This is a genomic window from Chryseobacterium balustinum (assembly GCF_900168205.1).
In the GTDB taxonomy this organism is placed as follows: domain Bacteria; phylum Bacteroidota; class Bacteroidia; order Flavobacteriales; family Weeksellaceae; genus Chryseobacterium; species Chryseobacterium balustinum.
This window is the reverse complement of record NZ_FUZE01000006.1, coordinates 169,747-194,232: the sequence shown is the minus strand read 5'-3', so window position 1 is coordinate 194,232 and position 24,486 is coordinate 169,747. Positions and strand designations below refer to the sequence as shown.

The 24,486-nt window shown below is 33.5% G+C and carries 21 protein-coding genes; 10 read left to right on the top strand and 11 right to left on the bottom strand.

Annotation, left to right across the window (positions count from 1 at the left end; genetic code table 11):
• Window positions 1-2: 2 nt before the first annotated feature.
• The 3 genes from B5X64_RS10150 to B5X64_RS10140 form a co-directional block, all read right to left on the bottom strand.
• On the bottom strand, window positions 3-962 hold the full coding sequence (locus B5X64_RS10150) for a D-2-hydroxyacid dehydrogenase (RefSeq protein WP_079465099.1): 960 nt from the start codon (window positions 960-962) through the stop codon (window positions 3-5).
• Window positions 963-1,071: 109 nt separating this feature from the next.
• Complete coding sequence (gene serC, locus B5X64_RS10145) at window positions 1,072-2,136, bottom strand: 3-phosphoserine/phosphohydroxythreonine transaminase (protein WP_079465098.1); 1,065 nt, start codon at window positions 2,134-2,136, stop codon at window positions 1,072-1,074.
• A 128-nt stretch (window positions 2,137-2,264) separates the two neighbouring features.
• On the bottom strand, window positions 2,265-2,615 hold the full coding sequence (locus B5X64_RS10140; protein WP_079465097.1) for a 4Fe-4S binding protein: 351 nt from the start codon (window positions 2,613-2,615) through the stop codon (window positions 2,265-2,267).
• A 59-nt stretch (window positions 2,616-2,674) separates the two neighbouring features.
• Between B5X64_RS10140 and B5X64_RS10135 the strand changes: the two genes are divergently transcribed.
• The 3 genes from B5X64_RS10135 to B5X64_RS10125 all read left to right on the top strand — a co-directional run bounded on the left by B5X64_RS10135 (window position 2,675) and on the right by B5X64_RS10125 (window position 4,990).
• Window positions 2,675-3,709: an acyl-CoA reductase gene (locus B5X64_RS10135; RefSeq protein ID WP_079465096.1), complete on the top strand. Its 1,035-nt coding sequence runs from the start codon at window positions 2,675-2,677 to the stop codon at window positions 3,707-3,709.
• Between the two features lie 115 nt (window positions 3,710-3,824).
• Window positions 3,825-4,271, top strand: a complete 447-nt coding sequence (locus tag B5X64_RS10130) for a hypothetical protein (RefSeq protein ID WP_079465095.1) — start codon at window positions 3,825-3,827, stop codon at window positions 4,269-4,271.
• A gap of 29 nt (window positions 4,272-4,300) precedes the next feature.
• A complete protein-coding gene (locus B5X64_RS10125; protein ID WP_079465094.1) occupies window positions 4,301-4,990 on the top strand; it encodes a Bax inhibitor-1/YccA family protein in 690 nt (229 codons plus the stop codon).
• Window positions 4,991-5,213: 223 nt separating this feature from the next.
• Here the strand turns inward: B5X64_RS10125 and B5X64_RS10120 are convergent, their stop codons facing one another.
• From B5X64_RS10120 to B5X64_RS10100, 5 genes are all read right to left on the bottom strand, one after another.
• Entirely contained in the window at window positions 5,214-5,462 is a 249-nt protein-coding gene (locus tag B5X64_RS10120; RefSeq protein WP_047481054.1) for a DUF6952 family protein, read from the bottom strand.
• On the bottom strand, window positions 5,462-5,770 hold the full coding sequence (locus tag B5X64_RS10115) for a thioredoxin family protein (RefSeq protein WP_079465093.1): 309 nt from the start codon (window positions 5,768-5,770) through the stop codon (window positions 5,462-5,464). The genes B5X64_RS10120 and B5X64_RS10115 overlap by 1 nt, the downstream gene beginning before the upstream one ends.
• A gap of 125 nt (window positions 5,771-5,895) precedes the next feature.
• Entirely contained in the window at window positions 5,896-6,528 is a 633-nt protein-coding gene (locus B5X64_RS10110) for a peroxiredoxin (protein WP_047443907.1), read from the bottom strand.
• 148 nt (window positions 6,529-6,676) lie between these two features.
• Entirely contained in the window at window positions 6,677-9,616 is a 2,940-nt protein-coding gene (locus B5X64_RS10105; RefSeq protein ID WP_079465092.1) for a M16 family metallopeptidase, read from the bottom strand.
• An 8-nt stretch (window positions 9,617-9,624) separates the two neighbouring features.
• A complete protein-coding gene (locus tag B5X64_RS10100; protein ID WP_079465091.1) occupies window positions 9,625-10,818 on the bottom strand; it encodes a pyridoxal phosphate-dependent aminotransferase in 1,194 nt (397 codons plus the stop codon).
• A gap of 92 nt (window positions 10,819-10,910) precedes the next feature.
• Here B5X64_RS10100 and rsmG point away from each other — a divergent pair, with 92 nt between their 5' ends.
• From rsmG to B5X64_RS10080, 4 genes are all read left to right on the top strand, one after another.
• Window positions 10,911-11,546, top strand: a complete 636-nt coding sequence (gene rsmG, locus B5X64_RS10095) for a 16S rRNA (guanine(527)-N(7))-methyltransferase RsmG (RefSeq protein WP_079465090.1) — start codon at window positions 10,911-10,913, stop codon at window positions 11,544-11,546.
• Between the two features lie 64 nt (window positions 11,547-11,610).
• Window positions 11,611-12,018: a hypothetical protein gene (locus B5X64_RS10090; RefSeq protein ID WP_079465089.1), complete on the top strand. Its 408-nt coding sequence runs from the start codon at window positions 11,611-11,613 to the stop codon at window positions 12,016-12,018.
• Window positions 12,018-12,554, top strand: a complete 537-nt coding sequence (locus tag B5X64_RS10085) for a DUF922 domain-containing protein (RefSeq protein ID WP_079465088.1) — start codon at window positions 12,018-12,020, stop codon at window positions 12,552-12,554. The genes B5X64_RS10090 and B5X64_RS10085 overlap by 1 nt, the downstream gene beginning before the upstream one ends.
• A complete protein-coding gene (locus tag B5X64_RS10080) occupies window positions 12,551-15,250 on the top strand; it encodes a PD-(D/E)XK nuclease family protein (protein ID WP_079465087.1) in 2,700 nt (899 codons plus the stop codon). The genes B5X64_RS10085 and B5X64_RS10080 overlap by 4 nt, the downstream gene beginning before the upstream one ends.
• Before the next feature lie 100 nt (window positions 15,251-15,350).
• Here the strand turns inward: B5X64_RS10080 and B5X64_RS10075 are convergent, their stop codons facing one another.
• The 3 genes from B5X64_RS10075 to B5X64_RS10065 form a co-directional block, all read right to left on the bottom strand.
• Window positions 15,351-16,529, bottom strand: a complete 1,179-nt coding sequence (locus B5X64_RS10075; protein ID WP_079465086.1) for an acyl-CoA dehydrogenase family protein — start codon at window positions 16,527-16,529, stop codon at window positions 15,351-15,353.
• Window positions 16,530-16,601: 72 nt separating this feature from the next.
• Window positions 16,602-17,342 carry an NUDIX hydrolase gene (locus B5X64_RS10070; RefSeq protein ID WP_079465085.1) on the bottom strand — a complete coding sequence of 247 codons (741 nt, stop codon included), beginning with the start codon at window positions 17,340-17,342 and terminating at the stop codon, window positions 16,602-16,604.
• Between the two features lie 22 nt (window positions 17,343-17,364).
• On the bottom strand, window positions 17,365-18,549 hold the full coding sequence (locus tag B5X64_RS10065; RefSeq protein WP_079465084.1) for an MFS transporter: 1,185 nt from the start codon (window positions 18,547-18,549) through the stop codon (window positions 17,365-17,367).
• A gap of 179 nt (window positions 18,550-18,728) precedes the next feature.
• Here B5X64_RS10065 and B5X64_RS10060 point away from each other — a divergent pair, with 179 nt between their 5' ends.
• Genes B5X64_RS10060 through B5X64_RS10050 form a run of 3 tightly spaced genes read left to right on the top strand, consistent with a single transcriptional unit; the run spans window position 18,729 to window position 24,432 of the window.
• Entirely contained in the window at window positions 18,729-21,518 is a 2,790-nt protein-coding gene (locus tag B5X64_RS10060; RefSeq protein ID WP_079465083.1) for a SusC/RagA family TonB-linked outer membrane protein, read from the top strand.
• Between the two features lie 11 nt (window positions 21,519-21,529).
• Window positions 21,530-22,993: a RagB/SusD family nutrient uptake outer membrane protein gene (locus B5X64_RS10055; RefSeq protein WP_079465082.1), complete on the top strand. Its 1,464-nt coding sequence runs from the start codon at window positions 21,530-21,532 to the stop codon at window positions 22,991-22,993.
• Window positions 22,994-22,995: 2 nt separating this feature from the next.
• Window positions 22,996-24,432, top strand: coding sequence for a glycoside hydrolase family 30 protein (locus B5X64_RS10050; RefSeq protein ID WP_079465081.1), 1,437 nt, complete (start codon window positions 22,996-22,998; stop codon window positions 24,430-24,432).
• The last annotated feature ends 54 nt before the right edge of the window (window positions 24,433-24,486 follow it).

Genomic DNA, 24,486 nt, shown 5'->3' with positions numbered 1-24,486 from the left:
ATTTATAGTTTCTTTTTAATTTCAATAATCTGATTGGCAAGTTCTACACCAATCTTTTCTTGCGCATCTACCGTATTTCCTCCTAAATGTGGTGTAAGAGACAGGTTAGGATTCATCAGTAAAATCAGTTCAGGTGACGGTTCGTTTTCAAAAACATCAAGAGCAGCTCCTGCAACTTTACCGGATTCGATAAAATCAAGTAAAGTAACTTCATTGATAACGCCTCCTCTTGCGGTATTGACGATGTAAACACCATCTTTCATTTTTTCAAACTGTGCAGTATCAATAATATACTCGTCAGTTTTTGGTGTATTGATGCTGATAAAATCGGTATCTTTTAAAAACTCTTCGGTATCATTTGTAGAAGTAATTTCAAAATTTAGTTTTTGTCCGTCGAAAAATTCTAAGCTTAAAACTTCTGTTCTGGGTTTTCTGGTCAGAACTTTCACTTTCATCCCTAAAGAAATTCCCATTTTTGCTACTTCCTGACCGATACTTCCGAAACCAATTACTCCTAACGTTTTTCCTGAAAGTTCGTAGGCTTTGCTGAAAGATTTTTTCATCGCATTGAAATGAGTTTCCCCTTCCAATGGCATCAGTCTGTTAGATTCATGTAAAAATCTTGCTAAAGAAAAAAAATGTGCAAAAACCAATTCTGCTACCGATTTTGAGGATGCTGTAGGAGTGTTGATTACATATAATCCTTTTTCAATCGCGTATTCAACATCGATATTATCCATACCAATTCCGCCTCTTCCGATGATTTTAAGATTCGGACAAGCGTCAATCAAATCTTGTCTAACTTTGGTAGCACTTCGCACCAAAAGAACATCTACGTTATTTTCATTAATAAAATTAATAACGTGATCCTGAGCAACTCTGTTGTCAAGCAGTTCTATCCCGGCTTCTTTTAAAGCAAGTTCTCCGGCTTTGGAGATTCCGTCGTTGGCTAAAACTCTCATTGTTCTTATTAATCTAATATTTTTAAGATGAATTTAATAGTTTCGCAAATTAAGAAAATTTAAAAGAATGAAAAAACATCTTTTAATTCTTGATTTCTTTATTGCTGAGTTATTTTATAGATTTCATAACATCTACCAAAACCTGCACACTTTCTATTGGTAACGCATTATACATACTTGCTCTGTAACCGCCCAAACTTCTGTGTCCGTTTAAACCACTGATTCCCGCTGCTTTCCATGCTGCATCGAATTCATCTTTCTTGGTTTCATCAATTAATTTAAAAGAGACATTCATCAGAGAACGGTCTTCTTTTACACAGAAAGTTTCAAATAAAGGATTAGAATCTATTTCGTCGTATAATAATTTAGCTTTAGCTTCATTTCTTGCTTCTGCCGCTGCAATTCCTCCGTTTTTTTCTAAATACTGTAAAGTCAATAAAGACGCGTAAACAGGGAAAACAGGTGGAGTATTATACATCGATTCTTTTGCAATATGCTGAGAATAATCGAAATAAGAAGGCATGTTTTCTCTTCCTGATTTTTCAAGAATTTCTTTTTTTACAACCACTAAAGTTACTCCTGCAGGTCCCATATTTTTCTGAGCTCCGGCGTAGATTAAATCAAATTTAGAGAAATCTAATTGTCTTGAGAAAATATCAGAACTCATATCACAAACCATTAAGGTTTCCACTTCAGGGAAAGTTTTCATTTGAGTTCCGTAGATGGTATTGTTTGAAGTACAGTGGAAATAATCGTATTCTGCACCTATTTTGTAATCTTTAGGAATGAAAGAGTAATTTTCTTCTTTTGAAGAACCTACAATATCTACACTTCCTACTTTTTTAGCCTCTTTTATAGCTCCTGCAGCCCAAGTTCCTGTATCCAGATAAGCAGCTTTTCCGCCTACTTTCATCAAATTGTAAGGCACCATTGCAAACTGAAGACTTGCACCGCCTCCCAAATACAAAACTTCATAATCATCACCAAGATTCATCAGTCTCTTTACAATCGCACGAGCTTCATCCATTACTGCAACAAAATCTTTACTTCTGTGTGAGATCTCAAGAATTGATAAACCAATCCCGTTGAAATCTAAAATAGCTTCTGCCGATTTTTCAAATACTTCCTGAGGTAAGATACATGGTCCTGCGCTGAAATTGTGCTTTTTGCTCATAATTTTACTTGTTGTTTTTGCAAATTTTACTCAAGATAGAGAAAATTTGCGGTTTCATTATTACTATTTGAAGAGATTTAATTTAAATATAAAATAAAACCGTCTCATAATCTATGAGACGGTAGTTTTTATTCACCGTGTAAGAAAGCTTTTTTGCTTAGCAAAGCTTCGTCAGATTCTACATGATCTTCATCCGGAACACAGCAGTCTACCGGGCAAACCGCAGCGCACTGTGGCTCCTCATGGAAGCCTTTACATTCTGTACACTTATCTGTTACAATAAAATAAACATCGTCACTCACAGGTTCCTGTGGTGCATCTGCGTCAACTGTAAGACCTGATGGTAAAGTTACAGTTCCTGAAAGTTCAGTACCTTCGGATGCTTTCCAATCTACCGCTCCTTCATATATTGCATTGTTTGGGCATTCCGGTTCGCAAGCCCCACAATTAATGCATTCATCAGTTATTTTAATAGCCATCGCTAATTTTTTTTAAATTTGCACAAAATTACAAAATATTCCCCAATTTTACAGTAATTATGAATATCGAAAATAGAGTTTTAGGACTAAATAAATTAAGTGCTTATATAAAAGAGTTTTTAGCAAAGAATTCTGAATATTATAATGAGAACGATGTTGAATTTCAACAAGTGTTGAAAAAATCAGAAATTGAAAACCCGTGGTTTACGGCTGATAATCAGAAATTTGCTTTGACGCAATGGTCTGACTTGCTGACTCAGGGCAATATAAATGAATGGTTGCAGAACTATTCACCATCCAAAACTAGAAAAAAAGTAGGATTAATTCTTGCCGGAAACATTCCTTTGGTAGGGCTGCATGATGTAATTTCTGTGATTTTAAGCAATCATATTCCTTTAATTAAGTTATCATCAAAAGACAAAACGATACTTCCGTTTTTACTTAAAAAATGGAAAGAATTTTCTGAGGAAACAATTGATTTTGAGTTTGTAGAAAGATTAGAGAATTTTGATGCTGTAATTGCAACAGGAAGCAATAATACCGCAAGATACCTGGAATATTACTTTAAGAATCATTTAAGTATCATCCGAAAAAACAGAACCTCGATTGCAGTTTTAAAAGGTGATGAAACAGAAGAAGAGTTGAAGCTTTTAGCGCATGATATTTTCCAGTATTTTGGTTTGGGATGCAGAAATGTGACCAGAATTTTCATTCCGCAGGATTTTGTAATCGACAGATTGTTTGAGAGTTTCTTAGACTTTAAAGAAATCATCAATCATAACAAATACGCCAATAATTACGATTACAACAGAGCCGTTTACCTTTTAAATCAGGATAAATTCTGGGATAATAATTTTGTAATGTTGAAAGAAGACGCTCAATTATTCGGTCCGCTTTCTGTGATTAATTTTAGCAGATATTCTTCTTTGGATGAAGTGAAAGATTTTATTGCTGAAAATGAAGAAAATATTCAGTGTGTTGTGGCTAAAAATGAGCTGGGAATTGATTCAATTCAATTCGGAGAAGCACAAAACCCGGGATTGAATACTTATGCAGATAATGTAGATACAATGAAGTTTTTGGAGGTTATTTAATTTATTTAGCTTAAATTAGGTCAGCCAAATTTAAATCTTGTCTAAAATGAAATTATTTTTGATTAAATTTCGTGTAAATATTCCATATGACAAATAAAAACAATATCATTTACCTATGAAAAAAATAATCGTTGCTCTGTGTCTGTTTTCAGTTTCGTCAGCTTTCGCACAAGAGGTGAAAAAAATGGAAATTCAAAATCCACCAATGGATATTTCTGCTTCTATTCCTAAAGATAAAATTGAATTGTACAATCAGTCGTTCTCTAAATTTATTTCTGCTTTGAAAAATGCAGATAAACAAGCGGTTGGAATTCTTATTTCTGAAAAGGTAAAGAGTTTGGTAGATGAAAATATGATTCAGAGACTTTCTGGCGGAATAAGCTTTGAAAGAAAGACAGAAGTTTATCAGTCAGGTTATCAAAAGCTACCCGATAATCAGACTTATCCTTCGGTTCAGTATAAATATACAGATGATAAAAATGATCCGCCAAGAGATTTGATTACGGTGATTTTTGAAAATGATGGTAAAATTCTTGGTGTAAAACCGGATTACAGTAATTAGAAATAATTAAAATTATAAATAGAGAACTTATGATGACAGATGTTTTAGTCGCGCATTCTTCGGATGTAGAAAAGGCTAGTTTTTACAAAAAAACCTATTTGCATGTTGCTTTTGCAATTCTTGCATTTATTGCTGTTGAAACTACTTTATTAGCAGTTGTTCCAGGCGAAATGGTTTATATGATGGTTGGGCAGAAATACAGCTGGCTTTTGGTTTTGGGGATATTTTGGTTGGCTTCTTTTTTAGCAAACAAATGGTCTTTAGCTCAAAGCAGATCTACTCAGTATTTGGGTCTTGCTATTTACATTGTACTTCAGGCAATTATCTTTTTACCAATGATGTATATGGCGATGGCTTATCCCAATACAGGTCAATTGATTTTTCAGGCAGCAACGCTTACTATTGCTATGTTTGCTGGAGTTTCTGCAGTAGCTTTTACTTCTAAAAGAGATTTTTCATTCCTTAGAAACATTATTACAATCGGAGGATTCATTGCTTTAGGATTAATTGTTGCCGGAATGATTTTCGGTTTCGATCTTGGACTTTGGTTCTCGGTAGGGATGGTAATCTTAGCTTCTGTGACTATTTTATATCAGACAAGTAAACTGAAAGATTCTTATACAACAGACCAATATGTTGGCGCTTCTTTACAGCTTTTCGCTTCTATTATGCTATTATTCTGGTATATCTTAAGAATTTTAATGAGCAGAAGAAGCTAGTTTTAGTGAGAAATTATGAATTATAAGTTATGAGTTTAATCAAAATTTTATAATTCACTTTTATAAACCCAAAAAATCCTGATGTCTTTTCATCGGGATTTTATTTTTGGTGTTTTAAACACAATTATCACTAATTTACTCACAAATAACACAATTTTTAAATTAAATATTTGTGCAGATTAGTGAAAAAATATTCGTTGAATTAGTGTTTAAATATTAAATACTACTTGTCAATTGATCCTAAAACCTTTTGAGCAAAAGAGTTTAAAGCATCTTTCTCACTCATTCCGTTTTGTACATTAGCGTGAACCTCCAAAGCTCCACAGATGTTGGTAATCAATTCACCTGCAACATTCATATCTTCTTCTGTAGTTCCTCTAAACTCTGTGAAAGATTCTAAAACCTCTAAAGTTTTTTCTAAATTTTCCGGAGTTTGGTTTTGATAAAACTGTCTGATTACTGGTAACTTCATTATGCTAATTCATTAAAAAGGTTAATTAAACTTTCCGCTTGGTTAGACTGCACTTGGTTGACCAATTCACCATTTTTGAAAATTGCGAAAGTAGGTAAGTTGTCAACTTTTGCTAATTTTCTGCTTTCCGGTAATTTTTCTGCATCTACATATAGAAAAGGAATTGCGTCATTTTCAGCTGCCAGTTTTTTAAATTTAGGCTTCATAATTCTGCAGTTTCCGCACCATGTTGCACCGTATTGTACCACTACTTTTTCGTTGTCGTTAACGATATTTTGTAACGTATCTTCTGTTAATTCTGTATACATAATTTTAATTTGAAAATTTGGAAATTTATTAATTTGAAAATATCAAGAAATAGAAAATGAGATAATTTTTAAATAATCATGTGATCAATTTTCAAATTATCTCATTTTCAAATTACCACATTATCTTAGTTCTTTGCTAAATATTCAGCAGTAGAAGTTCTGTCAGCTTTCATTGCATCTTTACCTTCTTCCCAGTTTGCAGGGCAAACTTCACCGTGCTTCTGAACGTGAGTATAAGCATCGATCAATCTTAAATATTCTTTTACGTTTCTTCCTAGAGGCATATCATTTACCGACTCGTGGAATACTTTTCCTGTTTCGTCGATCAAATAAGTTGCTCTGTACGTTACGTTTGAACCTGTGAAATACTCATTTCCTTCTTCGTCAAATTCTAGATCCTGATCTACAATATCTAATAAATTTGCCAATTGTCTGTGAGTATCAGCTAAAAGCGGATAAGTAACTCCTTCAATACCACCGTTGTCTTTTGAAACATTCAACCAAGCAAAGTGTACTTCGTTTGTATCGCAAGAAGCACCGATTACTTTAGTGTTTCTTTTTTCGAATTCACCTAAAGCTTCTTGAAATGCGTGAAGCTCAGTCGGGCAAACAAAAGTAAAATCTTTTGGATACCAGAATAAAATCACTTTTTGTTGGTTTTTTGTAGTTTCTTCGAAGATGTTGATTCTAAGATCATCACCCATTTCAGACATTGCGTCAATCGTTACGTTTGGAAATTTTTTACCTACTAAAGACATAATTTTCTAATTTTTAATTTGATTAATTTTACAATGCAAATATACATAGTTTCGTCTATTGAAAAAATAGTTTTCGATAAATAAAATCTATAATAGTTTTTTTAGAATGAATCAAAAAAAAGAGCTTCTTTCAAAGCTCTTTTTGGTTTTAGTAACCGAATATTTCTGTAAGACTTAACTTTTTAAGCTCACCTAATTTCAGCAAATCTTCATCCTTTACTTTATCTTGCGCAGCGACAAGGCAGTAGGTGTAATTTTTACCTTTCATTTCTTGATCATGAAACGTATTGATGTCTGCAAAATTCAGTTTCGGAGACTGTTCGTAGACACTTTTTCTCCTGTCATAATCGAGACCTAATTTTTGAGCTGCTAAATAAGAGAAAATAATTCCATCCTGAGTAATTCTTTCTGCAGCAATTGTCTTTCTTAATCCGCTTTTTGCGGTTTCAAATAACTGCTCAGATTTTGGAAGAGACGTTAAAAGCTCGTTCATAGCAGTTGTAGATTCATTCAGCTTATCGGCCTGAGTACCCACGTAAGCCGTAATCATATTTTTATTTTCTTTTTTGTTTGGTTGACCAAAATAGGCATAAGTAGAATACGCCAAAGCTTTAGATTCTCTAATTGTTTGGAAAACAATAGATCCCATTCCACCACCAAAATAGTTATTAAACAAACTTATTGTAGGACTAAGTTCTGGATTGTAATTATCTGCATTTCTTACCCAGAAAACTTCAGCTTGTACCATATCATAATTGGCAAACAAAACTTTATTTTTATCTGTAGGAATCTGCGCAAAAGTTTTAGATTTTGGCATTTCTTTCAACGTTGCCGGAACTTTATGAATCAGCGTTAAAGAAGATGCAACTTCGTGTGCAGATTTTGGTCCGTAGTGAAGAATTTTATGTTTATAATTAAACAAATCATGCAGGATATTCACCAGATCTTCCGCTTTTAAAGCATCTAATTCAGCATCTGTTAAAACATTATTAAAAGGATTTTGAGAGCCATACTGAGCATAACTTCTTAGTCCACTCATGATTATTCCTTTGTTCTGTTTTGCGTTGGCTCTAGCTTTTTTTACTCTTGCTTTGTAAGCAGTTAAAGCAGCTTCATCAGCCTGACAGTTTTTAATTAAATCTTCAAATAAATCTGCTGTTTTATCAAAGTTATCATTTAAACCTTCTAAAGAAACATAAGTTTCTTCATTACCTGCATTTACATTAAAGCTTGAAGCCAGTTTGTAAAATTCTTTACTGATCGCTTCAGAAGACTTATTCTTTGTTCCTAAATACTGTAAATATTCTGCTGCTAAAGGAAGTATTTTATTGTTCCATTTTCCTGAATCGAAGTAATAATACAATCTGAAAAGTTCATTATCTGTATTTTTTACAGAAAGAACATCTACACTTTTCACTTTGCTTTTAGCAATATCTTTATCAAAATTTAACCAAACCGGAGAAATAGTATTTTCAGGCATCTCATCGATCCTTTTAAGAAACGGAGAGTTATCTTCTCTGTTTACAGAAACCGGCGTTATTGTTGGCTTATCTACTTTTACAATGCTTTTATCTTCGCCTTTTTTCTTATAAACTGCGACGTAATTGTTATTCTGAAGATATTTAGATGTAAAATCCATAATATCTTTTTTGGTAAGCTTAGAAATTTCTTCTAAATATTCTAACGAAGCTTTATGGTCGATATCAGAGGTGAATTCATCCATTAAAATACTTGCTCTTGAAGAATATTTTTCATCTTTCTGAATGATGTTTTTCTTCTCGTTATTTACGATAGATTGAATTAAATCATCCGAAAATTCACCTTTTCTAAGCTTTTCAATTTCCTGAAGAAGAAGATTTTTCACTTCATCCAACGATTGACCTTCTGTTGGTCTTCCTTGTAAAAGCAACACCGAATAATCTTTTAAAACATACGGAAAAGCATAAGCCCCCAAAAGTTTTTGTTTTTTTACAAGATCCAGGTCAATTAATCCGGCTTGCCCGTTGGTCAGCATATTTCCAATTAAAGTCAAAAGTCTTGCATCTTTGGTCGTAGCTCCCGGAAATCTGAATCCCATCATTACGCTTTCAGGATTAGGGCCTACAACTTCTTTTATAACTGGTGATGCAATTGGTTTTTCCTGTCCTACAACGTATTCAGGAACGGCTTTAGACTTCATGTAAGAAAAAGCCTTATCGATCTTAGCGATCATCTCATCTGGATTAAAATCTCCCGACATGATTACTCCCATATTATTGGGAACGTAATAATTGTTATAATAGTCTCTAATAGCCTTTAAAGAAGGGTTTTTCAAGTGCTCGATTGTTCCGATCGTAGTTTGTTTACCGTAGTTGTTATTCGGAAATAAAGTTTCAAATATCTTATCATAAACTTTGTCGGTATCATCATCTAAACTTCTGTTTTTCTCTTCATAAACTGCTTCAAGCTCTGTATGGAAGAGCCTTAAAACAGGCGCTCTGAAACGTTCAGACTGTACAGCCAAAAATTTATCAACTGCATTGGCAGGAATATCTTCCACATAAACAGTTTGTTCGAAAGATGTAAATGCATTAGTTCCATCTGCTCCCATTCCTGCCATCATTTTGTCGTATTCATTGGCAATGGCATAGTTTGCAGCTTCTCCAGAAACCTTATCTATTTCTTTATAAATTTCTTTTCTTTTGGCTTCATCTTTTGTCTGGTTGTATTTCTCATAAAGAGTATCAACTTTATCTAAAAGAGGTTTTTCTTTTGCCCAATCTTTTGAACCAAACTTATCTGTACCTTTAAAAAGCATGTGTTCCAGATAATGCGCAAGACCGGTGTGACTTGCCGGATCCGTTTTACTACCTGCTTTTGTTGCAATATAAGTCTGAATTCTTGGTTCTTTATTAGTAGCACTTAAAATTACGGTTAATCCGTTTTTAAGCTTATAATATCTTGCAGAAGTAGGATCATTGGTTACATATTTATAGGTATAACCATTTGATTTTGCTTCTTTCCACTGGAAATCCTGAGCTTGAGCATATCCACAGAAACTTGCTGCTGCAATACTGGTTACAATCGTTAATTTTTTAAATAAATTCATGGTTGTTTTTAATTAAATTTTTCTAATAATTCTTTTATTCTTCTCATCGCTTCTCTTAATTCTTCTTCAGAAGCTGCATAAGAAAATCTGATACATTCCGGACTTCCGAATGAAACTCCACCAACACAACCTACATGAGCATTTTCTAAAATAAACATGGCAAAATCATCGGCATCTTTTATTTCAGTTCCGTCTAATGTTTTTCCGATATAATGAGAAATATCTGGGAAGAAATAGAAGGCAGCTTTCGGTAAAAGTACTTTAAATCCAGGAATTTCCTTCATCAAACTGTACACAAGATCTCTTCTTGTTTTGAAAGCATCAATCATGTATTTATATTCTGAAGGATCAGTCTTTAAAGCAACAATTGAAGCTCTCTGAGCAACAGTATTCGCTCCGCTCGTCATTTGTCCCTGAATTTTTTCACAAGCTTTTGCCAACCATTCCGGACAAGCAGAATAACCGATTCTCCAGCCTGTCATTGCAAAAGCTTTAGACATTCCGTTGATTACAGCGGTCTGCTCGTAAACTTCCGGAAACTGAGCGATGGATGTGGTTTTAGTTTCGTAATTAATATATTCGTAGATTTCGTCAGAAATTACCGTTACATGAGGATATTTAGCAATAACTTTTGCTAAGGATTTCAATTCATCATACGTATAATATCCACCTGAAGGATTACAAGGCGAGCTGAAAAGAACAGCTTTTGTTTTTTCGTTAATCGCTTCATCAAGCTGTTCTGCCGTGATTTTAAAATCGGTAATATAAGAAGTGGGAAGCATCACAGAATTCCCACCCATCATTTTTACCATTTCATCATAGCTTACCCAGAAAGGAGTAGGAAGGATTACTTCATCTCCATCATTGATAATAGCTGCTAAAACATTAATAATTGCTTGTTTAGCACCGTTTGAAACACAGATTTGTGTAGGTTTATAATCGAGTTGATTGTCTCTTTTTAGTTTTTCAGAAATTGCCTGACGAAGTTCTAAAAATCCCGGAACAGGAGAGTAGTGGCTGTAATTTTCATTGATTGCCGTAAAAGCAGCTTCTTTGATGTTGTCGGGAACATCAAAATCGGGTTCACCCAATGTTAAAGAAATCACATCTACTCCGCTGGCTTTCATCTCTCTAGCTTTGTTTGACATGACGAATGTCTGTGAGTAACCCAACCTGTTTACTCTGTCTGAAAGTTTATTCATGTATTCTTTTTGTCTTTTTAACAAATATATATAAAAACTTAATTTGAATAAACTGTTAATAAAACTTATTTTTGCGCTTTATAATTAGTTTTATGTCGATAGCAATCATTCAAAAATATTTTCCGGATCTTACAGAGAAACAAATCGAGCAGTTTACAAAGCTTGAAAGTCTGTATGGAGAATGGAACGAGAAAATAAACGTCATCTCCCGAAAAGATATGGAATCTCTTTATGAGAAGCATATTCTGCATTCTTTAGGCATCGCAAAAATCATGGAATTCGCCCCCGGAACAAAAGTTTTAGACGTGGGAACAGGTGGTGGTTTTCCAGGAATTCCTTTGGCAATTTTGTTTCCGGAAACTCAGTTTACTTTAATCGATTCTATTGGCAAGAAGATTACAGTGGTAAATGCTGTTGCAGAAGGTGTTGGATTATCAAATCTTACAGCCATTCACGGAAGGGCAGAAAAAGTAAAAGAAAAATTCCATTTCGTGGTAAGTCGCGCCGTTACTCAAATGCCTGAATTTTTAAGATGGCTGAAAGGTAAATTTGAAAAAGAACAATTAAATGCAAAACATAACGGAGTTTTATATCTAAAAGGCGGAGATTTGGCTGAAGAACTTGCCGGTTTGAAATGTGAACTTTTCAGTCTTAAAAACTACTTCGACGAAGAGTTTTTTGACACTAAAAAGGTTGTTTATCTTTCAAAAGGTAATTTTAATTCTTAAAAATATGTTAATTCGTATTTATTTTCACTAAATTTATCTTTCCAAACGATCAAAATCCAACATCATGAAATCTCTATTAAAAATAAGTTTTGCTGCGGCAGTTTTAGGTGTTTTTTTTACTTCATGTAAAGATGATGATGATTATCAGACGATAGAATCTGTAGATAAAGTAAAGATTGACAGTGTGAAAATCGTTAGCGATACGATGAGCGTTTTCTCAGTTCAAAGCATCAGAACCTATTCTACGTACGCATCAACTTGTAGAGGATTCTATGGATACGATTACGTTCATACTGGAGAATTTGACAGAGATGTTACCGCTTATCAATACCTTACCAATGGGATGTGTTCGCAGGCAAATCATAAATCAGCAAATCAGATTAATTTTAGTCCAAGAAAAAAAGGAAATTACACATTCAGATTTTGGAATGGTAATAACAACTGGATCACAAAAACAATTGTAGTGGAATAATGAAGTTTTTTTTAATAGGTTTTGTATTGATTTTCAATATTGTATCGGCTCAAAATATCAACTGGAGCGAAAATCAGAAGTTGGTTTGGGATAATTTTAAAAGCAAAACCAATAATCTGGGCGGTTCAACAGTTGTAGCCTACACCCATTGCGGTTGGGAGTTTTCAGCAACTACATCGAGTGACCCTAAAGTTCCTGTGAAAATAAATATTCAAACGGTTTTTAATGAAAACAAATCATGGAAAGACGTTAAAAGAATCAATGATTATGTATTGGTTCATGAACAGAAACACTTCGATATTGCTGAAATTCACGCCAGAAAACTCAGAAAGGAAGTTTCAGAAAAAATAAAAACGACTGCTGATTACAATAAGTTTTTCAAAACAATTTACGCTAAAATCTCTTCCGAATACAAAAGCTTTCAGGCTGACTATGACCGTGTAACCGAACATGGAATGAATAAAGAAAAGCAAGCAGAATATAATATTTTAATTAGCGAAGAACTTGAAAAACTAAAAAACTACCAGAAAATTTGAAATTTCTAAACAAAATCATCGATGAATTATTAATTCAAAACACTGATTTATCGCAATTTAACATTGTTCTTCCCGGTAAAAGACCCATTGTTTTTATACGTCAGATTTTAGAAGAAAATAATTATTCAGGATTTCTTCCTAATTTTTATACGATTGAGGAACTGATTATCAATATTGTAGATCAACAGACGATTCAGGGGATTTCTCTGTGGCTTTTTGCATTTGATGTTTATAAAAGTTTAAACCTTATTCCAAACGACGATTTTTCTGAATTTTTAAAATGGTTTCCTACGCTTCAGAAAGATTGGGATGATATTTTAAAATTTTCAGATTCTGATGAAGCCGTTTTGCAATATATGTTTGATGAAGAACGTATTAAAGAATGGGCGCAGGATTTGGGTGACGACGATGAAGTTCCACGAAAAAAATTCCTGAATTTTTGGAGGAATATGAATGTTTTCCTCCCTGTTTTAAAGGAGAAATTAAAAGAAAAAAACTGGGCAACTCCCGGAATGATTCACGAATCTGCCAAAGCCAAAATAGGAGAGTTTGCAAAAAATAATACTGAGAATTTTGTTTTTTGTGGTTTTAATGCATTCACTCCGGTTGAAGAAAAACTGGTGAGAGGTCTTTTGCAATGGAACAAAGCGCAGTGTTTTTTTCAGGGAGATAAATATTATTTTGATGACGAAAGACAGGAGGCGGGAAAGTTTCTCAGAAATCATAAAATGTGGAAAGAATTTGATGATAACAGAGCTTTCAATTGGATTGAGGATGACTTTAACCAGCCTAAAAACATAAAAGTCTACGAAGTTTCAGGTAATGTAACGCAAACCAAAATTTTACCGGAATTATTTAAAAATATTAATAATAAAACATTTACGAATACGGCGGTTGTTTTACTTGATGAAAACCTTCTTCCTGCAAGTCTGGATGTAATGCATGAAGTTGAAAATCTAAATATTACGATGGGTTTTCCGCTGAAAAATCTTTCTTTTTCAAATGCCGTAAAGCAGCTTTTCTATCTTCAAAAACAGCTTGAAAAGAGCAAGTCTTCGTATTATTATCGTGATGTTTATCCAATTTTAGAAGAGCTTCCGAAATCTGATGACGACGAAAATATTATTAATGATTTTAAATCTAAAATAGAAGAGAGAAATATCGTATATATTTCTCAGAAGCTTTTGACTGAGCTTTTGGGGAGTCTTTCGTATTTCAATCTACTTCAGAAAGCAGATTCTGTGTATCAGTTTTTGGATGATCTTATAGCATTTTGTAAAAAGATTAAATGGCTTGAACTGGATGATATTCAGTATGAAAACGTTTCTCATTTTGAAAACGCATTCAGAATCATTAAAAACCAGATTACACCTTATGGTTTTAGAATTAAGATGGAAACGCTTGAAATTCTAATTAACCAGCACATTAATTCAGAAAGCATAGATTTCCAAGGTGAACCATTGAAAGGGCTTCAGGTAATGGGACTTTTAGAAACCCGTCTTTTAAATTTTGAAAATGTAATTCTTCTGTCTGTTAATGAAGGCAAATTACCGCTCGGAAACTCGCAAAACACCTATATTCCTTTCGATATAAGAAGATATTTTGATTTGCATACTTTTCTTGAAAATGACAGTATTTATGCTTACCACTTTTATCGTTTGATTCAGGATGCACAAAATGTACACTTACTTTTTAATGCTTTGAGTTCGGGAGTAAATACGGGAGAAAAGAGTAGGTTTATTACTCAGATCGAAATGGAAAGCTCTCATCTTATCGAGCATGTTATTGTTGAAAATTCTTCAGAGCCTATTTTAAGTCAGCCTATCGAAGTTTTTAAAACCGAAATTGTGCAGCAACAACTTTTAAAATGGAAAGAAAAAGTTTCAGCTTCACACTTGACGAGCTATCTCTATAATCCGATTGATTTTTATCTTTCAAAGATTTTAAATACTTCTGAAGCAGATGAAATTGAAGAAGAATTATCGATTAGAAATTACGGAAATCTAGTTCATTATACGCTTCAAGAAGTATATGAAGTATTAAAAGGTAAGGTTTTAAAATTAAACGATTTACAGAATTCAATTAAACGAATAGATGAATTTATAAATATTGCAATTGAGAAGCTAAAACATCAACCTGAGTTTTATAATAAAGGGATGAACTACATCCATAAAGCCATTGCTAAAAAAGTAATTGAGAATATTCTAAACCACGATTTGGAATTGATAAAAGCAGGTAATTCTTTAGAAATAATTGATATTGAAAGAAGATTTGAAGGAGTAGATTTTTATCTGAATGAAGACAAATCTGACAAGGTTTCTTTCTTTGGTTTCATTGACAGAATTGACAGGCTAAACGGGACAATCAGAATTATCGATTATAAAACTGCAAAAACCAAAAATCTTACCGTAAAAATTGATGATTTAAACAAATCAGATTACTTCCAAAACAGTGACAGAAAACAGGCGATGCAGCTTTGCTTGTACCAATATGTGATACAAAGTTTACCGGAATTTTGGGGATTTTCCGTAGAAACCGGAATTTGGAGTTTTGCCGATGCAAAAAAAGGAGTAGTATCATTAGAGTTTGCTCAAGGGAGTCTTGATGATGCTATGGTTTCTATTCAAAATTTAATATATGAAATTCTGAATCCTGAAATCAGTTTCCTAGAAAATATAAAAAATTATAATTATTAATTTGACCGAAGTTAATAGAGCGGAAAAATTAATTTTAGAAGTACAAAAAACCTCACAGGTTTTAGAAACCTGTGAGGTTTTAAGAAGATATTATTTTAGTCTAAAAAGCGTTAATTCCTGTAATATCAAGACCTGTAATCAGCAAATGAACGTCGTGTGTTCCTTCGTAAGTAATTACGGATTCTAGGTTTGCAGCATGACGCATCATTGGGAATTCTCCCATAATTCCCATTCCACCAAGAATCTGACGTGATTCTCTTGCAATATCGATTGCCATTTTTACATTATTTCTCTTCGCCATAGAAATTTGAGCCGGACTTGCTTTGTGGTCATTTTTCAAATTTCCTAACTGTAAGCAAAGCAACTGAGCTTTAGTGATTTCAGTTAAAAATTCCGCCAATTTTTTCTGTTGTAACTGGAATCCGCCGATTGCTTTTCCGAATTGCTTTCTTTCTTTAGAATACTGAACAGCTGTACAATAACAGTCGATTGCTGCGCCGATTACACCCCACGAAATTCCGTATCTCGCAGAATTTAAGCAAGACAATGGTCCTTTTAATCCTGTTACATTAGGAAGTAAGTTCTCTTTAGGCACTTTCACATCATTGAAGACTAACTCGCCAGTTTTAGAAGCTCTTAAGCTCCATTTATTGTGAGTTTCTGGAGTGGTAAAACCTTCCATTCCTCTTTCAACGATTAATCCCTGTACTTTTCCTTCTTCATTTTTAGCCCAAATTACTGCAATATCGCACAATGGAGAATTGGTGATCCACATTTTAGCCCCATTCAAAAGATAATGATCTCCCATATCTTTAAAATAAGTTTCCATAGAACTTGGATCTGAACCATGATTAGGCTCTGTAAGACCGAAAGATCCTATCATCTCACCCGAAGCTAACTTGGGTAAGTATTTTCTTTTTTGTTCTTCAGAACCGAACTCATTGATCGGGAACATCACCAAAGAACTTTGTACAGATGCTGCAGAACGTACCGCAGAATCTCCTCTTTCCAATTCCTGCATAATCAAACCATAAGAAATCTGATCAAGACCAGAACCACCGTATTCTTGAGGAATGTATGGTCCTAAAGCACCAATTTTCCCCAATTCTTTCATCAAATTCGGCAGATCGGTATGATTCTGAGCTGCTTCATCAATATTTGGCATTACAAAACTCTCCACCCAATCTCTTACAGATTGACGGATAAGCTTGTGTTCTTCGGTAAGTAAAGCATCAATTCCATAATAATCGGGAATGCTTGTAAGAGGATAATATGACATGTAATTTAATTTTCCTAAAAATAAGATTTTTTCGCAATGCTGAAAAGAAAACTTCTCTAAAGAAAGAAAAAACTACTTTGTGATGAATTTATAGAGATAAGGAGCTTTATTTGCAGAACCATCGAATAATTTCTCCATTCTTTCCAAAGAATTAGTACTTAATATTTTACGTTGGAAGTTATTTCGTCTGAATTTTTCACCCAAAATGGTTTCATACAACGACTGTAAATCTTTCATCGTAAATTTTTCAGGCAATAAATTACTTGCTGCAACTTGAGTATCGATATTTTTTCGCAGATATTCTAATCCTTCAGCAATTACTCTGTCGTGATCAAATGCCATTTGTGGAAGTTTATTTACTTCAAACCATGCGCAAGATTCGTTAAAAGCATCGGGAAAAGTATTTGCCATCGTAAAATCAATCAGACTACAGTATCCAACTGTGATAAATCTTTGTAAAATCCAGTGATCTTTAGGAACATCTAAACCTTTATTATTGATTAATGTTTTGTGAACATTATTTTCCGTTCTGTTCAGTCTTCCAAAAGTATGAAACTGCTCTAAAAATAAACCTTTAAGATGTGTTCTTTCATACAAAACACGATCTGCCGCTTCTCTTAAATCTTCATCTATAAAAACAAAACCACCGGGAAGAGAATACAAATTAAGATCGTGGTATTTTAATAGTAAGACTTTCAGGATATTATCATGAAACCCAAAAATAGTGCAGTCAACCGACACATTGGGTATAAGGTCTTTGCTATCAATAAGTTCTTTTAAAGTTTCTATGTTTTTATTGTGATCAGTTTTCATGCGGTAAAAATAAAATTATTTTTTAAATTTTATTAGAGCTAAGTTTAAAATAAGAATATGCTAAAACAGAAACCATAATTACAGCTCCCAGAATATACAGAGAATAATAGGTAAGCATCTGATTTTTAAATAATATTGAAATTGAAATCGAATTGATTGAGCTGCTTATTGAAGATACACTTACTATTAAAGAAGTAAAAGCATTGATTTTATCCTTGTCAATTTTTGCAATCATTTTCGAGTTAATCACCGGATATAGCGGTGCGAGAAACAAACCGATAATTGGAAAAAGGAATAATAAAATCTTCGCATTTTCGCTAAAATAAAACTGAATCCCTGAAATAATAACCAACAAAAATATAATCATCATTACACAAATCATAAAATATTTTGATAGCGGAAATCGCTGAATAATCTTTGATGTAATCGTTCTACCCGTGTAAGAAAAAAGCGCCAAAAACGAGGATGCCTGAAGCGCAAAGAAAGAATTAACTTTTAAATGATCTTTGTAAAATGCAGGAAGCCAGGAATTAAAACTTTGCTCAATAAAAATAATAAAAAAACTTACTGCAAAAAAAAGAATAAAAGTTGTTTTTCCAAATCCGGATAAATCAGGGAAGATTCTCGTGCTTTTGTTTTCCGGTTCAGCAATTTTAATTTTCGAAAAAAGATAAACGGTAAAAAAAGAAATCAGAGAAATAGACATAAAACCAAACTTCCAATATTCACCAAATTGGCTGGAAATCAACCATCCAAAACCGGTATTAACTGTAAAAATCCCGATCATAAAAGAAGCTTCAACGCTATTCATAGTTTTAGCTAATGACTTTTCTTCGGTCATATTATTCCGGATAATACCGTAAACACATATTTTCCCTATCGCAAAACAGGTCCCGATGATCGCAAACCATAATTTGAAAAACCAAAATACTTCAACAAACGGTAAAAACAGCGAACATGTTCCTACAAGCATCAAAGCAAATATCAATGATTTTTTTGTTCCAAATCTGCTGATAAAATTAACTGCAAAAAGTGAGAATATTGCAATCGGTAAATCTTTGAATGACTCTAAAAAACCAAGCTTATCATAGGTGATTTTCTGTTCAGAAAGCTGAAGAATAACAATCCCCATACAATTTAAAACCATTGAAAAAACAAGGAAAGTAAGTTTCAGCGGAAGTGAAATATTTGGTTGCTTAGCGGTCATTTTGGGAATTTATATTAGTCTCAATTTAACAAATAATCAAGTATTTATTAAAAATTAACAGCCTTTGATTGCCCAAAAATACTGGAAATATTAAAATAATTATTAAATAAATGTTAATTAATGGAAAAAAAAATATATTTTTATTGTCTCAATTTGAGAATTAAAAAACTTAACTGTATATGAATGTAAAAATATCAAGAAGCTTAGGGATTATTGCCGCACTTTATTTTACGGCAAATTTCAATGCACAGACTACGCCGCGCGATACTGTTTCAAAAGAGCAGAAGATCGAGGAAGTAGTAGTTATTGGTTATGGTTCAGTAAAAAAATCAAACCTTACGAGTGCGGTATCTACCGTAAAATCTGAAACATTTGACGACAGACCTATTTATAATGTAGGGCAGGCTCTGCAGGGAAATGCCGCAGGTGTAAATGTGATACAGTCTTCTGGTAAACCTGGAGCAGCAATTGACGTGAAAATCAGAGGAAATAATTCAATTTCATCTAGTGTAAACCCATTGTATGTAGTAGACGGAATTCAAACGTTTGATATTAGTGGAATTAATCCTGATGATATTACAGATATGACGATCCTGAAAGATGCTACTTCTGCTGCAATTTACGGGATCAATGGTTCTTCGGGAGTTGTGATTGTTACAACAAAGAGAGGAAAAGCCAATAAACCGCAATTGGCATTCAATGCATATTGGGGAATGTCTAAAACGGTAAACAATATTGATGTTTTAAATTTAGATCAGTACAAAGCTTTGATGGGGGACATTGCTTCCAATGGTGGTACAAATTATCTGCCAACAATTAACAGTCCTAAATATGCGGGCATCAACACTAACTGGAAAGACGAAGTTTTTAGAACTGGTTTTGATCAAAATTATAACGTCAATTATTCTTTTGGTAACGAAAAAGTAAAAGCTTATACAGCATTAGGTTACCAGGGAATCGATGGAATTATTAATCCTGCAAGATTTGACAGAATCTCTGCAAAGATGAATTTGGATGCTAAAATTACAGACTGGTTGAAATTAACTGGTAATTTTAATTATATCAATACTACTCTAAAAAATACCAATGACAATTTAGGTACTTCTAGAGGAGGAGTCATTCTAAGTGCTTTAAATACGCCTTCTTTTCTTCCTATTTATGGTAGTCAGCTTGCTATAAGAGATAGAGATTCTTCGGGTAATTATATTGATGGTTCTAAAGATGGTCAATTTGCTTTAAATCCTTTTCAATCTTCGTGGGAAAATCCGGTGGCATATCAATCCAGAAAGAATGAAACTCAGACAAATCGTTTCATGAGCAATTTAGGATTGGAAGTAAATCTACTTAAAAATTTAGTTTGGAAACCAACGGTTTCATTCGATTTAATTGAAAGTACAAATGACCAATTCACAGATGGTTATCAAACGAGCTACGGAAGGCAACAAAAAGGTATCGGTGGTAAATATTTATCAACTTATCAGGATATGAACTTCGAAAATACTTTAACTTACACTTTAAAATCCGGATCGCACGATTTATCATTGTTGGGAGGTTTTCAGGCTCATGAAAAAAGAAACTCATGGCATAATTTTTCAGGAAATAATTTTACTGATGGAACAATAGCTTTTGATTATAATACTGCAATCGATAATAAACGTGAAACTCTTGTAAAAGAACATTCAAGAGATTTATCGCTCTTTGGAAGAGCATTGTATACTTATAATAATAAATATACCATCATGGGTGTTTTCAGATATAACGGAAGCTCATCACTAGCACCAGGTAATAGATGGGGATTCTTCCCGGGAGTTTCTGGTGCATGGACAGTTTCTAATGAAGATTTCATGGCAGACAACAGAATTTTCTCAGAATTAAAACTTAGAGGAGGATGGGGACAAACAGGTAATATATCGGGAATTCCTCCATATTCTCATTTAAATTTGGAGAGAATGACACAACTTGGTCCTTCAGGAACACCTTATTGGCATCAATGGAACAGTGCAGATTTGAGCTGGGAGGTCACTAGCGATACCAATGTGGGAATAGATTTTGGTTTTCTTAACAATAGAATAAAGTTAAGTGTAGATGCTTACCAAAGAAAAACAGATAATTTGATTATTCCAATTTATATGGGACCTACAGTTCCAAACATCCTTAAAAATGTTGGAAGTATGGAAAATAAAGGTTTAGAATTGGGGTTAAATACTCAAAACTTTAAGGGAGAGTTCACTTGGAATACAAACTTTAACATTTCTTTTACTAAAAATCAAATTAACAGCTTAAAATATCAGCCTAATCTTGATAAAGCTTATATAGAAACGGTTGGATCCTATTTAGCAAGATTTACACCAGGTCAGCCAATCAGTTCATTCTATGGATATCAGGTGAGCCATGTTGATTCTCAAACTGGTGATTTGGTTTATAAAGACAATAATGGAAATGGTATTTTTGATCCAAATGACAGAACAATTATCGGAAATCCAAATCCTGACTTCACTTTTGGTTTTAGTAATAATTTTTCATATAAAAACTGGTATTTAGATGTATTGATCACAGGGTCTTATGGCGGAGAAATCTATAACGCTTCAAGATTTGACTTGGAAATGATGAATGATTTTAAAAATCAATCTACTGTAGTTTTAGACCGATGGACAACTCCGGGACAAATTACAAATACTCCAAGAGCTAATTCTGTAAACTCACAATATGCTTCTGACCGATTTGTAGAAGATGGTTCATTCCTTAAAATTAAAAGCGCCACATTAGGTTACAATTTCTTGAGCCCATTCAAAGGGGTGAGTAAAATTAATTTATATGTAACTGGTCAAAATCTTTTGACTTGGACAGATTACACAGGCTTCGATCCTGAAGTGAATGCATTTAATACAACTCCTGGTGTTTCGGGGGTAGATTACGGAACTTATCCTCAGGTGAGAACATTTATTTTCGGTCTTAAAGCTAACTTTTAATTTAAACTCTTATGAAATTCAATAAAACAATATATTATTTTTTGCTTGGTACTACTTTAACATTAGGAATTACCTCTTGTAGTGATTATCTAGATACTGAGCCAATTACTGATAAGATTATCCCACTTACCGATGCACCCTACACCACGGCTGGAGAGGCTGAAAGTTTAATGACAGCTATCTATGTAGATTTAGGGAATGAATATTGGCAACTGGATTATTTCTTCAATGGAGATGCCCAAACCGAAATTGCTCATGCCGGAAGTGATAATGTTCAAAATTTTCAAATTGATGAGTATAGAATTATTGCTACGAACTCGAATGTCAACAGAGATTGGAATTACTTATTTACATTTATCAATAACTGTAATAAAATATTAAATTATGTAGATAATATTCCAGATCCAGTACTTACAAGCACTCGAAAATCAGAAATGAAATCTGAAGCTGCGATTATGCGGGCAATGTATAATTTCCATGGAGTACAGCTCTGGGGAGATTTTCCTTTGGTTACAAAAGCTGTAATTGGAGTAAATGATGAAAATTTTGATGAAGTTTATGATCAGATTTACCCAACAAGAAAACCAGTAAATGAAGTATATGCTCAAATTATTGCAGATTTAGAAGGAGCTCTAGCAAACGCGCCTGCAAGTTCAAATAAATATAGAGCAACAAGAGGTTTAGCATTATCTTTATTGGCAAAAGTTTATGCAACAAAGCCAAATCCTGACTATGCAAAAGTAATTGATTATACAACTCAGTTAATGGGACAAGGATATTCGTTACTTCCTGTTTACGATCAACTTTTTGATGGAAATCACGAAGCTAATGCAGAATCTATTTTCGAATCTAACGGAAATGCAGGAAATCTTTGGGCATGGGGATCTTCTATGTTTTTTGGCACAGATTGGAAAAAATTCAATACTCCTTCTTACGACATTGTAAACACTTTTAACACGGAAGGTGATAATGTAAGAAAAAATTCAAGCATTTGGTTTTCACCGACTACGGTGAGCTGGTCAGATAATTTCTGGCAAAGCAATAATTTCCCTTTTATGTATAAAATGAGACTCACTACAGGGCATCAGAATTTCTACGTAATGAGGTATGCTGATTTATTGTTAATCAGAGCTGAAGCTTTAGTTCGTCAAGGAAATTTTGCAGATGCAGCAACTTTAGTTAATCAGGTAAGAGCAAGAGCTAATTCAAGTTTAACTCCTATCACCATTGCCAATACAGAAGACGGAATTAATAAAATTCTAAAAGAAAGAAAGCTAGAATTAGCATTCGAAGGTCACCGATGGTTTGATTTAAAAAGAACTGGAAAAGCAATTTCTATACTTTCACAGCAAAGAGATGCCAATGGAAATCTTTTACCTTACGTAAATAATTTAAATCAAAACAGATTATTGTGGCCAATTCCACAAACTCAATTGGATAATAATCCGAATTTAACTCAAAATCCTGGATATTAAATATGTTAAACAAAAATTCATATAGTTTCTTTTTAAAAAGTACTGCACTGCTATTTAGTGGTGTGGTACTTTTGCCTTTATCTTCGTGTAAATCTGTAGCAAATACAGAAAATAAAGTTCAAATCTGGATGACAAAAGGTGATGAAAGCGTAAAATTACAGCAGCAAAATGCATTAACTTTTGTAAATACTTCTAATAACTTTCAGAATATTGAAATTGACGACGCTCAAAAGTTTCAATATATTGATGGTTTTGGATATACATTGACCGGCGGAAGTGTTGAAGTAATCAATCGTCTCTCGCCTTCAAAAAGAAAAGCACTTTTAAACGAACTTTTTGGGAATGATAAGAACTCCATTTCAATAAGTTATTTAAGATTGAGCATTGGTGCGTCCGATTTGGATGGCGAGGTTTTTTCTTATGACGATTTACCGGAGGGTCAAACCGATCCTTCTCTTTCAAAATTCAGTTTGGCAAGAGATAAAGACCTAATTTCTATGTTAAAAGAAATTTTAGCCATTAATCCTAAAATCAAAATCATTGCAGCACCTTGGTCACCTCCGGTTTGGATGAAAGACAATGGTAAATCGATTGGTGGAAGTTTAAAAACTGAATATTATGATGTTTACGCAAAATATTTCGTAAAATATATTCAGGGAATGCAGAAAGAAGGAATTGCAATTGATGCCGTGACTCCTCAAAACGAGCCTTTACATCCCGGAAATAATCCAAGTTTACTGATGATTTCAGATCAGCAGAGAGATTTCATTAAGCAAAGTTTAGGTCCGATTTTTAAATCAAATAATATTAAAACCAAAATCGTTGTTTACGATCACAATTGCAATAAACCTGAATATGCCATTAATATTTTAAATGATTCAGCAGCCAATCAATATATCGACGGTTCTGCTTTTCATTTGTATGAAGGTGATATTTCAGCTTTGAGTACTGTTCACGATGCGCATCCAGATAAAAATCTTTATTTTACAGAACAGTGGACAGGTGCAAAAGGTACCTTTAATGAAGATCTAAACTGGCACACCAGAAATGTTGTCATCGGATCGATGAGAAACTGGAGTAAAATTGCTTTAGAATGGAATTTAGCGAATGATACTCAATACAAACCGCATACACCGGGAGGTTGTACAGAATGTAAAGGAGCAATTACGGTTTCAGACAGTGAAAATTTCACAAGAAATGTTGCGTATTATATTATTGCTCATGCTTCAAAATTTGTTCCGGCAAATTCTCAGAGAATAGCTTCTACACAAACGGAAAACTTGGCTACGGTTGCTTTTAAAACTCCGGAAGGTAAAACGGTTTTGATTGTTCAGAATAATAATAAATCGGATGAAAGTTTCAATATAAAATATAATCAAAAAACAGCTCCGGTTACAATTACCGGAAGTTCTGTGGCAACCTATATTTTTTTAAATTAGAATTTTCTAGAATTTATATTGAGTGAAAAACTTTTGTGATCTTTGCTAAGTAGA

Coding starts and splice junctions, on each gene's coding strand:
- B5X64_RS10120 (WP_047481054.1), bottom strand. CDS start 5,462: ATGAAGTTACCAGTAATCAGACAGTTTTATCAAAACCAAACTCCGGAA.
- B5X64_RS10115 (WP_079465093.1), bottom strand. CDS start 5,770: ATGTATACAGAATTAACAGAAGATACGTTACAAAATATCGTTAACGAC.
- B5X64_RS10150 (WP_079465099.1), bottom strand. CDS start 962: ATGAGAGTTTTAGCCAACGACGGAATCTCCAAAGCCGGAGAACTTGCT.
- B5X64_RS10110 (WP_047443907.1), bottom strand. CDS start 6,528: ATGTCTTTAGTAGGTAAAAAATTTCCAAACGTAACGATTGACGCAATG.
- B5X64_RS10135 (WP_079465096.1), top strand. CDS start 2,675: ATGAATATCGAAAATAGAGTTTTAGGACTAAATAAATTAAGTGCTTAT.
- B5X64_RS10085 (WP_079465088.1), top strand. CDS start 12,018: ATGAAGTTTTTTTTAATAGGTTTTGTATTGATTTTCAATATTGTATCG.
- B5X64_RS10060 (WP_079465083.1), top strand. CDS start 18,729: ATGAATGTAAAAATATCAAGAAGCTTAGGGATTATTGCCGCACTTTAT.
- B5X64_RS10055 (WP_079465082.1), top strand. CDS start 21,530: ATGAAATTCAATAAAACAATATATTATTTTTTGCTTGGTACTACTTTA.
- B5X64_RS10140 (WP_079465097.1), bottom strand. CDS start 2,615: ATGGCTATTAAAATAACTGATGAATGCATTAATTGTGGGGCTTGCGAA.
- B5X64_RS10125 (WP_079465094.1), top strand. CDS start 4,301: ATGATGACAGATGTTTTAGTCGCGCATTCTTCGGATGTAGAAAAGGCT.
- B5X64_RS10050 (WP_079465081.1), top strand. CDS start 22,996: ATGTTAAACAAAAATTCATATAGTTTCTTTTTAAAAAGTACTGCACTG.
- B5X64_RS10100 (WP_079465091.1), bottom strand. CDS start 10,818: ATGAATAAACTTTCAGACAGAGTAAACAGGTTGGGTTACTCACAGACA.
- B5X64_RS10090 (WP_079465089.1), top strand. CDS start 11,611: ATGAAATCTCTATTAAAAATAAGTTTTGCTGCGGCAGTTTTAGGTGTT.
- B5X64_RS10075 (WP_079465086.1), bottom strand. CDS start 16,529: ATGTCATATTATCCTCTTACAAGCATTCCCGATTATTATGGAATTGAT.
- serC (WP_079465098.1), bottom strand. CDS start 2,136: ATGAGCAAAAAGCACAATTTCAGCGCAGGACCATGTATCTTACCTCAG.
- B5X64_RS10065 (WP_079465084.1), bottom strand. CDS start 18,549: ATGACCGCTAAGCAACCAAATATTTCACTTCCGCTGAAACTTACTTTC.
- B5X64_RS10105 (WP_079465092.1), bottom strand. CDS start 9,616: ATGAATTTATTTAAAAAATTAACGATTGTAACCAGTATTGCAGCAGCA.
- rsmG (WP_079465090.1), top strand. CDS start 10,911: ATGTCGATAGCAATCATTCAAAAATATTTTCCGGATCTTACAGAGAAA.
- B5X64_RS10070 (WP_079465085.1), bottom strand. CDS start 17,342: ATGAAAACTGATCACAATAAAAACATAGAAACTTTAAAAGAACTTATT.
- B5X64_RS10130 (WP_079465095.1), top strand. CDS start 3,825: ATGAAAAAAATAATCGTTGCTCTGTGTCTGTTTTCAGTTTCGTCAGCT.